At 60.4% G+C, this 14,257-nt stretch carries 9 protein-coding genes; 1 reads left to right on the forward strand and 8 read right to left on the reverse strand.

The window, feature by feature from the left end; translation table 11 throughout:
* Positions 1-93: 93 nt before the first annotated feature.
* Positions 94-276: a hypothetical protein gene (locus tag Q9R31_RS07575; RefSeq protein WP_311262104.1), complete on the reverse strand. Its 183-nt coding sequence runs from the start codon at positions 274-276 to the stop codon at positions 94-96.
* A gap of 86 nt (positions 277-362) precedes the next feature.
* On the opposite strand from Q9R31_RS07575, the gene Q9R31_RS07580 reads away from it, so the two are divergent.
* Positions 363-1,382 (forward strand): DUF6273 domain-containing protein, encoded by a 1,020-nt coding sequence (locus tag Q9R31_RS07580; RefSeq protein WP_311262105.1) that lies wholly within the window; start codon positions 363-365, stop codon positions 1,380-1,382.
* A 315-nt stretch (positions 1,383-1,697) separates the two neighbouring features.
* Here Q9R31_RS07580 and Q9R31_RS07585 read toward each other — a convergent pair whose 3' ends face one another.
* The 7 genes from Q9R31_RS07585 to nrdE form a co-directional block, all read right to left on the reverse strand.
* A complete protein-coding gene (locus tag Q9R31_RS07585; protein WP_311262106.1) occupies positions 1,698-3,566 on the reverse strand; it encodes a DUF4209 domain-containing protein in 1,869 nt (622 codons plus the stop codon).
* A gap of 33 nt (positions 3,567-3,599) precedes the next feature.
* Complete coding sequence (locus tag Q9R31_RS07590; RefSeq protein WP_311262107.1) at positions 3,600-7,685, reverse strand: helix-turn-helix domain-containing protein; 4,086 nt, start codon at positions 7,683-7,685, stop codon at positions 3,600-3,602.
* A gap of 529 nt (positions 7,686-8,214) precedes the next feature.
* Positions 8,215-8,763 carry a mismatch-specific DNA-glycosylase gene (locus Q9R31_RS07595; protein WP_311262108.1) on the reverse strand — a complete coding sequence of 183 codons (549 nt, stop codon included), beginning with the start codon at positions 8,761-8,763 and terminating at the stop codon, positions 8,215-8,217.
* Between the two features lie 912 nt (positions 8,764-9,675).
* Positions 9,676-9,930 carry a hypothetical protein gene (locus Q9R31_RS07600; RefSeq protein ID WP_311262109.1) on the reverse strand — a complete coding sequence of 85 codons (255 nt, stop codon included), beginning with the start codon at positions 9,928-9,930 and terminating at the stop codon, positions 9,676-9,678.
* A gap of 190 nt (positions 9,931-10,120) precedes the next feature.
* On the reverse strand, positions 10,121-10,354 hold the full coding sequence (locus tag Q9R31_RS07605) for a helix-turn-helix domain-containing protein (protein ID WP_311262110.1): 234 nt from the start codon (positions 10,352-10,354) through the stop codon (positions 10,121-10,123).
* A gap of 711 nt (positions 10,355-11,065) precedes the next feature.
* Positions 11,066-12,040, reverse strand: a complete 975-nt coding sequence (gene nrdF / locus Q9R31_RS07610) for a class 1b ribonucleoside-diphosphate reductase subunit beta (RefSeq protein ID WP_311262111.1) — start codon at positions 12,038-12,040, stop codon at positions 11,066-11,068.
* A gap of 94 nt (positions 12,041-12,134) precedes the next feature.
* Positions 12,135-14,255, reverse strand: coding sequence for a class 1b ribonucleoside-diphosphate reductase subunit alpha (gene nrdE, locus Q9R31_RS07615; protein ID WP_110540837.1), 2,121 nt, complete (start codon positions 14,253-14,255; stop codon positions 12,135-12,137).
* Between the last annotated feature and the right edge of the window lie 2 nt (positions 14,256-14,257).

Below are 14,257 nucleotides of genomic sequence, written 5' to 3' on the forward strand. Positions count from 1 at the left end.
GCGCTAGGCGATTCGCGCCGTGGGAATGGGCGGCAATCTTCCATGCGGGCGCGAGTTGAATTCCGCCAGGAGCACCCGCCCGTGGGCCTTCAGTTATTGACGGTCGTATACGTCCATGGTCGGAGCGGGCCATGCCTCGCGGGTGTTGACAAGAACGCGCGCTTCGAAGTGGTCCTGCATGCCCTCGGCTTGGTCCATCTTCATCGTGCGCGACTCGATCCTGACCGCATCCATGACCGCCTCCGTTGTGAGCCATAGAATCTGACCGGTGGCCACAAATGGTCCTATAGGTTTCGCCTCAAATCCGACGATGGGCGAGTCTTATTCGACATAACGAATACCCATCCATATACCTTATGACCATGACTGACGATGTTAAGCCTCTCCTCGTACGAGCGCGAATGATGTGCGAGGACGGCCTTTTTGCGAAAGCCCACGAACTCGTCGATAAGGCGCTCAACATAGATCCCCAAAACGCTGACGCCTACATAGTCTTGCTGATGGCACATCATCAGGCCGTGAATGAGGCAGAGCTCGGAGCGATCCCTACCGACCGACTCGCCACGCATCCTGATTACGTAAAGGCAATGCGTTTCGGAGACGCAGAGCTTCGCCGCCGTTTAGGGAAGTACGCCGCTCGCGCATGCGAGTTAGCCTCCTTCGAGGAGACGACGCATCTACTGCGCTTAGTAGGCATCGCGCAGGACCGACCCCTAGCTGAAATGTGGCAGTCGAAGCTCGAGGCCTTCGCAAAGGAGCGTATGGAAGAAGAGCGACGCGAAGCCGAGGCAAAGGCAAGAGAAAACGCAACGAAAGCCCGCGAGAAGGATTTAAAAACAAGAGCGGAAGAAATACTCAACGCGGATTACCATCCCGATGGGGTTCGCTGGATAACCACCTACGTACACCCGAGCGAAGACCGCGTTCTCGTCCTGTCGAGCCACTTGATCGCGCAGCGGTCTTGGGAGGGGACGACATGGCGCGATTCGGAGTTGCGGGCGTGGCTGAATTCGGAGTTCCTGGGGTCATTGCCTCCACGTTTACGGGCGCGAGTCGTAGCAGTCGACCACCGCACGCGAGGCGAAACCGACTCGGTCATGGACGCGGTGTTCGTCCCGTCCCAAGACGAGCTTAGAGGATCCCGGTGTCCAACATACTTATACGTTGGGAAGGACAAACCCTCGGGACATGACTGGTCAAAAGGACAATGGTGGGTTCGGGATTCCGGCTCCGCGCCAGGACGTGCGGCAGCCATTGATAAGGACGGTGGCATCGTTTTCGAATGGGGCCGAGAGCGACGCTACGACTTCGAACAGATCTATGGTGTGCACACGGGATCTGTTCTTGGGGTACGTCCGTCCTTTTGGCTCAGCGTCGCCTGACCCAACGGCATCCCTGTACCCCGTGATGCTGGTGTCATTCGGCAGCGTGGACGTGCAGAGCGAAAGCATGGACGGCCCCTACATCGCGCCGCACGTCACGTTCCGCGGGCGGGCCATTGAGTCCTCGTGATCCGGAACAGTTCGAGGCTTCGCAGACTCTCCCGCGATCCGCCTACCCACGTTCCGGGTGAAGGATCGCGAGCGAGGCAGAAACGATGCAATCGCTGCTGCCAGACGTTAAAGTGCGAACCTAAATTCCACCACATCGCGTCACTCGGAAACACTCATGTCTTGCCACGTGGCGACACAGTGAACTCATACCGCCGGATCGGTATCCGTTCCACGGCTCCCCGCCATGGAGCCTTCGCATGACTCAGATGGTCGTCTCTGGACTCGGTCGACCATCTTAATAACCGGCCATACCACCAGCCGCAGACAGAACCACCAAATGTACAACGCCGAGTAACTCCACGCCGCGGCATCGTTGAGAAGGCCGTGCGCAACGTCGTTCCGCAGGTTCGGGCCCCCTTGGACGATCAGCATCGCCTTCATCTCCATGACCATGCCCGCACCGAAGATTTCCTCGGTCTCGGTCATGTCGAGAAGCGCATTCAAACTCTTCTCACTCTCTACGCCGTGATCATCGACGAACAGCGTATACACGTCGTTCCGTCTCAACATGACCCGCACGACCTGTTCCAACTGGGGCGCCAGCACAGATACCGCGGCACCGTAGTTGCCGCTTAAGCCGAGCGCCAGCCCTTCGCCCCACAACATCTCGTGTCCCTCCGGCACCGTTGGCGACTCGACGCACAGCGACACCATGTACTGCCGGTTGAACCGGTGCTCGGTCGTCAGAATCTCCTGCGCAGGTTGGATCATGCCCTTTCCGAGCAGCTGGGAGTGGTAGAACACTGTACGGACCATCTCGACCCAGACCGCGTTCTCGTCCGCCTGCCCCGAGGACCCTGGGCTCATGGCGATCTTACGGAAGTCAGCGGAGAACGTCGATGACTGGAAGATGCGACTAATGCTGCCCTCCAGCATCTTCTCCGCGTTCTCGCGCGTACTGGATTTGTCCATGGGCGGTGCGAGCGTCGCGAAGGCAGCGAGTGCGGCGAACTTGTCCGCGTGACCGGAGACTTGCGACCGCGCATAGGAAACGGCATCGGTCAGATCGACCGGGTCCGACTCAATGCGCATCATTTGCTCTATCGAGAGCTCCCGGCTCTCATGCAGCCGAGCGCGGAGGTCGTCGATGAGCTCGACGAGGTCGTTCTCGAGCCGGTAGGAGCGCGGGATGGTTCGCAGGACCGCGATGGCCTTCTCCAAGAAGTGGCCCTCGACCAGGGCACCCGCTTTCGGATCCGCCTTGATGCGGGCATCTGCCTCCGCGATGTAGGTCCTTGCAATGCGCTCGGTTGCGGCGTTCGCCGCCGCGGCGTCCGAACCGCCAAGCCATGCGAGCGCCTCCCGCTCCAGTTGACGTGACAGGCGTGGATTTTCCGACAATGCCCGGGACGCAAGCGCGAACAGCGCTTCGTGCACCTCAATGCGTCCGGCCGCGTCGACCCGACCATGCTTACGTAACGTCTCGGCGAACCTGACGGTTCTGAAGTTGTCCGTCACTTGGCCCGCCAAGACCTGACCCTTGAGCGCGTCCGACATTTCCTGTACACGGACATGACCGTCCGCGCCGCGCCGCCCCGCAAGCGCAAACGCTCGTACCCACGCATCCTGCCCCACGCTGAACCAAATATCGCCCGTGAGCGGCGCCGCCCGGTACGCGTCGATGGCTCGGTCCAACATCGCCACATCAGACCGGTCCCCGTAGACCCACGCGACATCGGCAACCCGGGCCCGGAGATCATCACGCTCGACAAGCGGAGCGATACGGGCCAGCAACGCAATCTGGTCCGCATCCAAGTCCGCCGGCACCGAGGTCCGCCTGTCACCGAGCTGCATCGCGGGTGTAAACGGCTCCAGCCAATCCTCAGCGTTCAACCTCGCCGACGTCGCCTTCGCCAGTACCGTAAGCACCAGCTCCTGGAACCCGGTGACAGCCGAGTCCGCCGCAACTCGCTCGAAATGCAACGACAGCAACTCTGGAGGCTCATATGGATCCTCCCTCGACGCCGCCGTCAGCACATCTTCCCACCATGACGGGTTAATCTCATCGTTCATCGGCTCCATGGCAGATCGTCCCCCTTCGCGTTATTACCAGCTGCGCCCGTCGGTGGGCAGGTCATCTTCGATCTCACGCTGAATGTCCCTTTCGGCCGACTTCGCCATATCGGCGTAAAACCGTCTCTCGATGGAGCCAGCCGGCAACTCCGCTGCGAGTGCGCGCGACCTGTCTCGCTGTTCGATCGTCTCCTGGAACGGCTCACCGGGAGTACCGATCCGGCTACCGGAAATCGTGGCCGACCATAGGGCTTCCATCATCTGGTGCCGTACATCGTCGCTCAGCTTGTCGGCTATTTGCAGCGCATTGCGCACGAAGACGGATTGGTCCCAAATCAAAGTCCGGGGAGCCTCGTGGAGGACAGCTGCTACGGCTCGTACCGAGCTCTCCGTGCCACCGGCGAGAGCCTTCCTAAGAAGATCCAGCACTTGGTCGTCGTACTTGACCGCCACCGCGCGAAAGATTTCGGCGCCCATCTTGCGTCGGAGCCATGAGTCGAGCTTCTCCGCGATCCAAGCCAGAATGCCACTCAGGCTCGCTTGGAAGGCTGACGTGTCCCGAATCCGCAAGTCGTTGTCCCAGGAGTGCGGGAGAGCTTGGTAATCCTGGATTGAGCCGAGAGTCTCCGCGAACTCAACCCGCTCTTGGAGAAGTCGGACGACCCACGCCGGGTTCGTTTCCGACCGATCCGCAAGCGCCTGTGAGACCGAGTACTCGCCGATACCTGGCAACGTCACGAGGTCTTGGCGAATTAGCTCAAGTTCGGCGTCCGAGAAGTCATCCCAGGCGATACCGGCGTCAAGGCGGAACGACATGAAGTAGTCACCAGCCAGACGTTGGCTATCACCGAACCGGAGGCGTGCAAGCAAACGGACCGCTTCTGCCTTCTGTCTTCCGATCAGAAGTTGAGCCGCCCGGACCACATTTCGTCGTATGACTACATCGGAGTCAGAGGCCAATTCCAGCAGCAGGTCGAGTTCCCCGGGATGTAGCTCCCGAAGGCCTCGGTTCCAACCCATCGCCTGGCTCACCGACCGTCGGCGATCTAGTGACGGCCCGCTAAGCAGACCTCGGGCGCTTAGCAGTGCAGCTGCAGGATCGTGCATGGCGAACGTGCCGAGGATGACCGGAAGGACCGGGTCGAGATCCGTGACAGCAGCGGCGTCCCGCATTTTCGCCAACATCGCGGGTGCGAGAGTCGGGCGAGCGTCGATCAGTCCCTGCACCAAGGGTCCCGGATAGCCTTCGGTCGGGCCAAAGACTTCCCGGTCGGCCCGGAGCCGCGCGATCAGCAGCTCGACTACCTCCTCGTCCGCGTGGGACTTAAGGGCCTCAACCACCTGCCCAATAAGTTCCAGGCGTTTGGCTTCCATCTCCTCGAAGTTGTCACCACGGCCACGCACCAAGCGGCCCCAGCCGTCATGAACCATAAGACCAAGCAGAGCCTCGACGTCATCCGGAATCGACTCTACGGCTCGCTGCGCGGCCTCCTGAGTCGGGCCGGACGCGTAACTGTCGTGCCAGAACAGAGCATCACGGACAGCGACGAGAACCGCAGGATCCAGATCGCCGGCCGCAGCTCTGGCGCCAAGGCGGTCGATGGTCTCGACCATGCCCGGGATCCACCCCGCTCGTTCATCTTTCGATACCTCGCGGCCGAAGCGCCCCGTCGGGAGATGCACTGCGGACTTCAAGGCCTTCGCTGCGGCTCCCGAACGTCGCAGGTCTGGGGAGTCTAGTTCCTCGAAGGCCAGGTCGATGACTCGTTGCCGGACCCTCATGATGCTTTGCGGGTTCAGCGCGAAAGGCTGAAAGGTGATTGCGTGGCCGCGAAAGGAAGACTCGTCTCCTTCCGTCGCGAGCAGTGGCTTGAGAACGTCAAACGGAGACAACTGCTGACCATCCACGAACCATGTTAAAGCACAGTCGACGATCAGCTCGTTGAACCAGATAGGCTTCCCGACACGGAACTCAGCTAGTTCACCCAAGACCCGAAGCGGATGACTCGGATGTGGGTTGGTAGCGCGCGTGTCGCCCTGGGCCAACTTCCACAACTGCGCAAGCGCCTCCGGGAGCGTCTCTTCGGTCAAGGCTGCGAGCTTGATCACTGCGGGCACCGCCTCAAACACGCCGTTGTAGTCCACCGGGAGCAGACTTCGCCAAGCGGCATGGTCACCGTCGAGACGATCTGTTGGGTTATCGATTAACCATCGGGTCAGTTCAAGAGCGCGGGTGGGTTGGAAGTACGCGACTTTGGCCAACGTCTCGACGAAGGTGCGTCGGTCGAACGCATCGGCAGCCTCGACACGGGCCCGGAAAGCAACCCAAAGGGAGTCAGAGAGGCTCGGTGCATCCTCACGGAGGTTACGGACCTGCCAGTCGACGCGACTCACGTTGATGAATAGGTGCTCGACGCTACTCCCCGTCACCAGCGGCTCGATGCGTGAGAGGTAACCGGTGCCCAGCGGGTTGATGTCATCAAATGCAGCTTCGGTCAGGATCACGTCGCCAAGGAGGTCGGGGACGATTCGCAGAGCCTCGCCGCGCCGCCGCAGGATTCCGGCGTTCTCCAGGCTCCGCAAGTGCTTGTGCAACTCGTCGTATGACTTACCCACGATCGCGCTCAGCGATGTGCGCGCAGCTTCGTCGTTAGTGCGGAACGGTTGTAGGGCAGAGATTGCATCCAATACTGCGCGTCGGATCGGCGGGTCATATGACAACGGATCGTTCACCAGAGCATCGCGAAACCCGCGCATGATGTGAAGTCGAACGTTGTCGTCCTGCTCCAATGCCGTCGGCTCGAGCTGGCCTTCCTTTATCAGGACACCCCCGATGACGGTCACCAGCGGAGAGTCCGTAGTGAGCCCGGCGAGCCGACGTGCGACGGCTGGAGACGCTGCCCCGCCAAGCGCTTCATGCGCCAGGGCCACGGCCTCGTCGAACTCAAGGTCTCCAAGCACAACCTCCGTATGTGGCACGGGAAGCAGTCCGTGGCGTGCCATTTCCTCCTTCAGAGTACGCAACCCATAAGGCCTGGTAGCGAGGATGACCTTCGCGTTTGGATTGCGCCTCCAAATGCCAGAAACGATGCCGGTGACCTCGCCGATCTCATGGGCGTCGTCGATGATGATCGTGAGTTCGGGGTCATAGGGCAGTAGCTCGAAGTCGGCTGCAGTCACTTGCACGTTGCCGGGCAATATCCGGACCGGGGAGCCTACTGGCGCGGTGTCCGCAAAGGCCTTGAGGAGTCTCGTTTTTCCGACGCCGCCAGCACCAGTTAGGAACGCGACGGCGGCGCCGCTCTGGTGGGCCGCGCCCATCAGTTGATCCAGTTGGAACTGCCGTCCGACGAGGCTCCACTCGTGGTTGAAGACAGTGCCACGGATGCCGCTGAAGTGCTCCTCCGGCAAGAGCCAGGGGCCAGACGCCGGAATGCCCAGGAACGACTCCCGGTGACCCGGGAAGTAATTATCGACGATTCGTACGGCACGCTCGAGCGGCAGGTTCCGGATATGGCGAGAGATGTCCTCACCGTCCCACAGTTCCCAAGTCGCGTGCTTCCCTGCCGCCTTACGTGCGGAGGGAGTAGCGACCAGTCGAGATAGGAACAGATAGTTCTTGGGAGCGGCGATCGTGACCTCATTGATTGCTTTCTCTACAGCGGCCGGGCCGAACTCTCGGTGGCGCTTGCACTGGCCGGTGGCGAGGTTCGTTCCGTTAGCAGTGACGATGATGTCAATGCCGTGCTGCTTATGTCCACGACCGCCGTACCTGCTCGCATGCCCGTCCTGGTGCAACGTGGCCACCACCTCGGTGAGCAGGTCCTCGAACCTTTCCTCAGTCAGTTCATCGAGGGGGAGAGCGCGTGTCAGTGGCCGGACAGGGACACGAACGGCCGGCGCCGGAGGCAAATATCCACCAGCATCGAGGAGAGTATCGAGATCGATTTCGAGAATGCGGGCGACATCGTCTAGTGTCGCCCGCCGCGGCCGAGAGCGACCCTTCTCCCACCCGCTGACGGCTTGCTGGCCGACGTTCAGGTTGGCTGCAAGCGTCGCCTGATCCAGCCCCAGCGACTCACGTCGTTCACGGATCATCTGCCCAAGATCTTTGTTCACAGAATTAGTGTACGCATTGCATGCGTGCGGACCAATAGTCCCACGCAGGAAATGCGTACGACACTTAGTGCCTGTAGCCCCACGCGGCCCCGACGCGCAGCTCTCGTCGTTGCCGCGCCTGCAACCACTAGCATTGGCCGAAACTCTTCGGGAAAGGCTTTGGGCACTGACGAACATCCTTTCACCCGCACGGATCAAATCCTCTCAGGCAGAGTGCCAATCAAACCTTCAGCAGTCCCCCGATCAGCACAAAGACGAACACTCGATGCTGCGGGAACCGTCCGGCTCGGGATCGCTTTAACGGGAGAGTCCGATAAACTGCTGCCAGGGTCAGGAAGAACTCGCGGCCTTGGTCTTAGTGTTCCTGGTGCACGCGCCGTCGACCACCTCACGGTAGTCCTCGATCACGTCGATCTGAGCGGCAGCCCCTAGTCGCGTCGGTGAAGAAGCCTTCCCATGGAGATCGCGGACTTCCATCTTGACCGGCTATCCGTCATTGCATGACCCACTCCGGGATCGGTTCGCGGCGTTAGCGGTCCAGAAAGGCCGCCAGCTCATGCCAGTAATCGACAGGCAGCCGCTCGACCCCATCCACTCCCTTGAGGGGCCTCGTAGCGGGGCTGGCTGAGGAAGTTGACGGCAGGACAAACACGAGGCTTTCGCCCACTGCCCAATCCTGCGGGCCGAAGTAGACATCGCCGTAATGCCCGATGAATGGACCGAAGAATGCTCCCACACCAAGCTTCCCGGTGAAAGCTACGACTTTGGGCCGGAGGGGTGTCAGACGGTCAATCAGGCTCTGACAATCAAAGCTGCCACTTTGCTCCTCGCTGCCATCCATGCCGGCATAGGTCTTGCTGAGGTCGGTCAGACCGATCCCAAAGACAGGCAGTAGGTGGTCGTCGGTCGGCTTCAGCAGATTTGGGGTGAACCCGGTCTGGTGCAGCCAGCGGTAAAACCGGTTGCCGCCGTTGCTGTAGTAATGCCCGGCTTCGGCGCTCCTCTTCCCCGCGGACGTGCCAACGAAGACAACGTCAAGATCAGGGCCCATGATGTCCGGAAGCTTCTCCCCCGCCACACTGCCTCCTTCAGGATGCACCATCGCCCTCGCGAGCAAGCGAGGCTGTGCTGGACGTTCTATCACATGTCCTCGCCTTCTACCGCTTCCGGGTGAAGGGCGGGGCTGCAGACGTAATTGGCAACTTCAGTCAGCACAGCGAGACCAAGCCCAACCTTGACGGCTCTTTCACCGCCATCGTTACCAGTGGTTAGAGCGCAAACCTAAACTCAACCACGTTGCCGTCTAACCAGCGGGGGGCCACGAGAAGTCTTCCGGCTACCGGGAGCTACCCCCCGTCGACGGCTGGGGGCGGAAAGGAAAAAACCAAGCTACTCAGGTTACAGCGAAGGTCCCAAGGCGCGTTTGCTTCGAAATTGACAACTGTTAAGAATGGGAGAATTCAAAAGCGGAATTGTTAATCTCCGGCCGCACTGGACAAACACGCGGGACTAGTACGAAAAACGACGACGCCCAAGTTGAAGTAGGGCAGATAGATCGGTACGACCGAAACAGCGACATCACGACGATGTGTGGCAGAGCGCGTGACCGATGCAGGACGACAGGAGTCCCTGGGAGAATGAGGCGGGCTAAGGCCTCTTGCCGGATGCGTCCGACCTACAAGCCGCGGGCGCAGACAAGTCCGGCTTTTATCGACCTCTAAGCAAGCCAAGTTCGGGCCAGAGGAAGTCGCCGCTATCCGGCAAGGCTCGTCAACCGGACGCCGGAGCCTCCGCCCACCAGTTGGAAGGGACGGCAGCGAAATAAAAGGTACGGGCTTTAGGGTTTGCAGGCAGTGACGAGTAGGACGGGAACAACGCTGCACAGATCCCAGCGAAGCTGCGCGCCAAACAGTCAGAGTTCAAAGCCTGGCGCGCAGGCAACGAGTGGAAGCCTCAGCTACCGGACGTCACTGACCGTCGATTAGCCCCTCTAGTACCTGCCGAAACGAGACGCCGGCTCCTGGCTCTTCCCATCAGAGCCCGGAATTTCACCCAACGGGATGGTCCTCCGGGTGCCGTCAACGTAGTTCCAGCCATTGGGTGAGTACTCACGTACTACTCGCCAGTCATCTCCGTCTTTCTCCACAATGCTGAGAACCCCGCCCGATACGAGATAGTGGTACTCCTTCGACCCGCCATCCTCGTACGTCTTATCTCCGCCATCAAAAACAACTGATACTGCCACGTCATCTCCTTCTTCAAAGGCGGCACGAGTGCGCCCCCCAACCCAGCAAAACTACCAATGTTCATTGGAGGAACGAGGCCCGACAGACCATCCCGGTTTCACCCCCGAGAGAGCTTCTGTTCCCACCTCGTGATCACGACCAAAACTGCCGAGTGCAGCAAGGGATGCAGCACGGCAAGCTGATAGCAAATTAGTTGCCTTCGGTTTCTTCCTCAGGGATTTCCCCCGCAGCGATCCTCTCGGCCGTGGTTTTATATGCCTGGCTGATGTATTCCTCGATGTCAGTCGTGGACACGCGCCAGATACCTCGGCCGCCGATCTGGATCCCGCGGAGTTCACCCGTCCGGAGGAGCGCACGAACGAGGGGCTGCCCGACGTTGAGTTCCTCGGCTACCTGCTCGATGGTCAGGAATCGGCGCTGCACTTGAGGCGTTATCACCGCTCAACAATATCGTTCTCGGCGGGCCAGCCGGGGCAGTGGCATGCTCAGAACTCGAAACCATGCCCGGCGACGCAGCTTCAACATCTCGGGGATGCCCGTCGGTCTGGCGAGCACAATGTGCAGCCTCCATCGACCGGATCGACACCATGAACGAGCGCACCGCCGCTATTGCCGCCGCCGCCGAATACATTGACCTGAACATCATCATCGCTCCTAGGGCGATCCGGCCGAAGAAGCGATGGACGCTGGGTCCGTGATGTCGCCTTTGGCTTGAGTGCCCATCCACGGAGACAATGTCGTCTTGCACGCGGAGGGCGGCGCCGACGACGCCTTGGGCCACTCGGTCCGGATTCTCGAAACCAAACACGGCGCCCACTGAAATCCTTGGGCGTGCACCTACTGGCATGCCTTGCTACGGCATCGGCCGTCAGATGCGAATCTCTGTCCGTTCAAGGTTACGGGGGCAAAAGGTAATGTCCCGCCGGCCGACGTGGGTGGAAAGGTTGCGTCGCAACGGTCGTTGCAACACCAGCCGTTTTGGGAGTTACAACGACCGGTCAACTCCGCCGAAAAGTGGGCAGCGTAGGCAGGGAGGAGCAAAAATTGCACCTAATTGGAAGACTTCCAACTCGTCACTTCGCGTCTTCCAAATAAGGGTGAGTTCTGCCACTTAGGTCTACCTCTCACAGAGGACTAGAAGTCCCAGTCCTCGTCTTCAGTGTTAACAGCCTTGCCGATCACGTATGAAGAACCCGATCCTGAGAAGAAGTCATGGTTTTCGTCAGCGTTCGGGGACAGTGCCGAGAGGATGGCCGGGTTCACGTCGGTGACGGAAGCCGGGAACATCGCCTCGTAGCCCAGGTTCATCAGCGCCTTGTTGGCGTTGTAGTGCAGGAACTTCTTGACGTCCTCAGCCAGGCCCACGCCGTCGTAGAGATCGTGCGTGTACTGGACTTCGTTCTCGTACAGCTCAAAGAGGAGCTCGAACGTGTAGTCCTTGATCTCCTGGCGGCGCTCCTCGGACACGGTCTCCAGCGCGCGCTGGAACTTGTAGCCGATGTAGTAGCCGTGCACGGCCTCGTCGCGGATGATCAGGCGGATCAGGTCAGCGGTGTTCGTCAGCTTGGCGCGTGAGGACCAGTACATGGGCAGGTAGAAGCCCGAGTAGAACAGGAAGCTCTCCAGCAGGGTGGAAGCAACCTTCCGCTTCAGGGGGTCATCACCCTGGTAGTAGTCCATGACGATCTGCGCCTTCTTCTGAAGGTTCTCGTTCTCCGTGGACCAGCGGAACGCCTCGTCGATCTCCTTGGTGGAGGCCAGCGTGGAGAAGATCGAGGAGTAACTCTTTGCGTGCACGGACTCCATGAACGCGATGTTGGTGTACACGGCTTCCTCGTGCGGGGTCAGCGCATCCGGGATCAGGGAGACAGCGCCCACGGTGCCCTGGATGGTGTCCAGCAGGGTGAGCCCCGTGAACACGCGCATGGTGAGCTGCTGCTCGGCCGGTGTCAGCGTGTTCCACGACTGGACATCGTTGGACAGCGGCACTTTCTCCGGCAGCCAGAAGTTGTTGACCAGGCGGTTCCAGACGTCCACGTCCTTGTCGTCCTGGATGCGGTTCCAGTTAATGGCCTCGACGTGGCTCAGCAGCTTGACCTTCTCGGTCATGTCATCCCCTATGCGTTGGGTGGGTTTTCTCTAAGTTAAAGCGTACGACGGCGGGCGGGCACCCGCCGTCGTACTGGCACGATTTAGTTGAATATTAAAGCATGCAGGAAACGCAACCCTCCACCTCCGTCCCTTCCAGCGCGAGCTGGCGGAGACGGATGTAGTAGATGGTCTTGATGCCCTTCTTCCAGGCGTAGATCTGGGCCTTGTTGATATCGCGCGTGGTGGCGGTGTCCTTGAAGAACAGCGTCAGCGACAGGCCCTGGTCCACGTGCTGCGTTGCGGCGGCGTAGGTGTCGATGACCTTCTCGTAGCCGATCTCGTACGCGTCCTGGTAGTACTCCAGGTTGTCGTTGGTCAGGTACGGCGCCGGGTAGTACACGCGGCCCAGCTTGCCTTCCTTGCGGATCTCGATCTTGGACGCCACCGGGTGGATCGAGGAGGTGGAGTTGTTGATGTAGGAGATCGAGCCGGTGGGCGGGACGGCCTGCAGGTTCTGGTTGTAGATGCCGTGCTCCATGACCGAAGCCTTCAGCGCCAACCAGTCGGCCTGCGTGGGGATGTGCACGTTCTTGAACAGCTCGCGGACCTTCTCGGTCTGCGGCACCCACTCCTGCTCCGTGTACTTGTCGAAGAACTCGCCCGACGCGTACTTGGACTTCTCGAAGCCGCCGAACGTCTGGCCGGTCTCGATGGCCAGCAGGTTGGAGGCGCGGACAGCGTGGTACACCACCGAGTAGAAGTAGATGTTGGTGAAGTCCAGGCCCTCTTCGGAACCATAGTGGACCCGCTCACGGGCCAGGTAGCCGTGCAGGTTCATCTGGCCCAGGCCGATGGCATGGCTCTGGTCGTTGCCCTTGGCGATGGACGGCACCGAGGTGATGTTGGACATGTCCGAGACAGCCGAGAGCGAGCGGATCGCCGTCTCGATGGTCAGGCCGAAGTCCGGCGAGTCCATGGTCTTGGCGATGTTCAACGAACCAAGGTTGCAGGAGATGTCCTTGCCGGTGTCGGCGTAGGAGAGGTCATCGTTGTACGTGGTGGGCTGCGAGACCTGGAGGATCTCGGAGCACAGGTTGGACATGATGATCTTGCCGTCGATCGGGTTGGCCCGGTTTACGGTGTCCTCGAACATGATGTACGGGTAGCCGGATTCGAACTGGATCTCGGCGAGGGTCTGGAAGAACTCGCGGGCCTTGATCTTGGTCTTCTTGATCCGGGAATCGTCCACCATCTCGTAGTACTTCTCAGTGACCGAGACGTCAGAGAACGGCATCCCGTAGACGCGTTCGACGTCGTACGGCGAGAACAGGTACATGTCCTCGTCCTTCTTGGCCAGCTCGAACGTGATGTCCGGGATGACCACGCCAAGGGAGAGGGTCTTGATGCGGATTTTCTCGTCCGCGTTCTCCCGCTTGGTGTCCAGGAACCGGTAGATGTCCGGGTGGTGCGCGTGCAGGTACACGGCGCCGGCACCCTGGCGGGCACCAAGCTGGTTGGCGTAGGAGAAGCTGTCTTCGAGGAGCTTCATCACGGGGATGACGCCGGAGGACTGGTTCTCGATCTGCTTGATCGGCGCGCCGACTTCGCGGATGTTGGTCAGGGCGAAGGCCACGCCGCCGCCGCGCTTGGACAGCTGCAGTGCGGAGTTGATGGAGCGTCCGATCGACTCCATGTTGTCCTCGATGCGGAGCAGGAAGCAGGAGACCAGCTCGCCGCGCTGCTTCTTGCCCGCGTTCAGGAACGTGGGGGTGGCCGGCTGGAAGCGGCCGTCGATGATTTCGTCCACCATCTGCAGGGCCAGCTGCTCGTTACCGCGGGCCAGGTGCAGGGCCACCATGCAGACGCGGTCCTCGTAACGCTCCAGGAAGCGCTTGCCGTCGAACGTCTTCAGCGTGTACGAGGTGTAGAACTTGAAGGCACCCAAAAAGGTCTCGAAGCGGAACTTCTTCTTGTAGGCGCGGTTGAACAGCTCACGGATGAAGTTCATCGTGTACTGGTCCAGGGTTTCGCGCTCGTAGTACTGGTTCTTCACCAGGTAGTCGAGCTTCTCCTCCAGGTCGTGGAAGAACACCGTGTTGTTGTTCACGTGCTGCAGGAAGTACTGGTGGGCGGCCTCGCGGTCGGCGCCGAACTGGATTTCGCCGTTGGGACCGTAGAGGTTCAACATGGCGTTCAGCTCGTGATAGCCCAGCCCCTTGTAGGCGGCGGGCATCT

The sequence above is a fragment of the Pseudarthrobacter sp. BRE9 genome (genome assembly GCF_031844305.1).
Lineage (GTDB): Bacteria > Actinomycetota > Actinomycetes > Actinomycetales > Micrococcaceae > Arthrobacter.

What these genes read in the sequence shown, in the direction of transcription:
- nrdF (WP_311262111.1), bottom strand. Translation starts at nt 12,040, where the DNA reads ATGACCGAGAAGGTCAAGCTGCTGAGCCACGTCGAGGCCATTAACTGG.
- nrdE (WP_110540837.1), bottom strand. Translation starts at nt 14,255, where the DNA reads ATGCCCGCCGCCTACAAGGGGCTGGGCTATCACGAGCTGAACGCCATG.
- Q9R31_RS07580 (WP_311262105.1), top strand. Translation starts at nt 363, where the DNA reads ATGACTGACGATGTTAAGCCTCTCCTCGTACGAGCGCGAATGATGTGC.
- Q9R31_RS07585 (WP_311262106.1), bottom strand. Translation starts at nt 3,566, where the DNA reads ATGAACGATGAGATTAACCCGTCATGGTGGGAAGATGTGCTGACGGCG.